Here is a 735-nt window from a genome sequence, read left to right on the forward strand (position 1 = left end):
CTCTTGCTAGACCGCAATACACCATTTTTAGAAATCAGCTCCTTAGCTGGTTATAAAATGCATGATGATAAAGACGGCTCTATGGCTGGCGGTGGCGTCATCGCTGGCATCGGGTACGTTTGCGGCATCCGCTGTTTGGTCGTAGCAAGCAATAGCGCGATCAAGGGTGGCACCATCTCACCTACGGGGCTCGAGAAAACATTGCGTCTTCAAGAGATCGCAAAAGAGAATAAATTGCCGATTGTCACGATGGCTGAAAGTGGCGGCGCCAACTTAAACTATGCAACCGATGTCTTTGTGCATGGTGCGCGCGGTTTTGCGAATCAAGCTCGTTTGTCCGCAGCAGGTATCCCGCAGTTCACGATTGTACATGGTAATGCGACGGCAGGTGGAGCTTACCAACCAGGTCTTTCCGATTACTCTATTGTGGTAAAAGAACAGGCCAAAATGTTCTTAGCAGGACCTCCTCTACTTAAAGCAGCAACCGGTGAAATTGCTACCGATGAAGAGCTAGGTGGTGCGGAGATGCACGCACAAACCGCAGGTACCGCAGAGTTTCTCGCTGAAGATGATTCCGACGGCATTCGTATGATGCGCGACATGGTCAAACAAGTACCATGGAACGAGCAACTCAGCCCTAAAGCAGAACGACAATGGGAAGAACCAAAATATAGTCCTGACGAGCTTATCGGCGTTGTTCCAAGTGATAGCAAACGACCTTATGACGTGCGTGAG

The 735-nt window shown here is 49.8% G+C and carries 1 protein-coding gene; it reads left to right on the top strand.

Annotation, left to right across the window (positions count from 1 at the left end):
- The coding region (locus A3739_RS03520; protein WP_304440249.1) for a carboxyl transferase domain-containing protein at nucleotides 1-735 on the top strand (735 nt) is incomplete at both ends.

The organism is Oleiphilus sp. HI0067 (assembly GCF_001635735.1).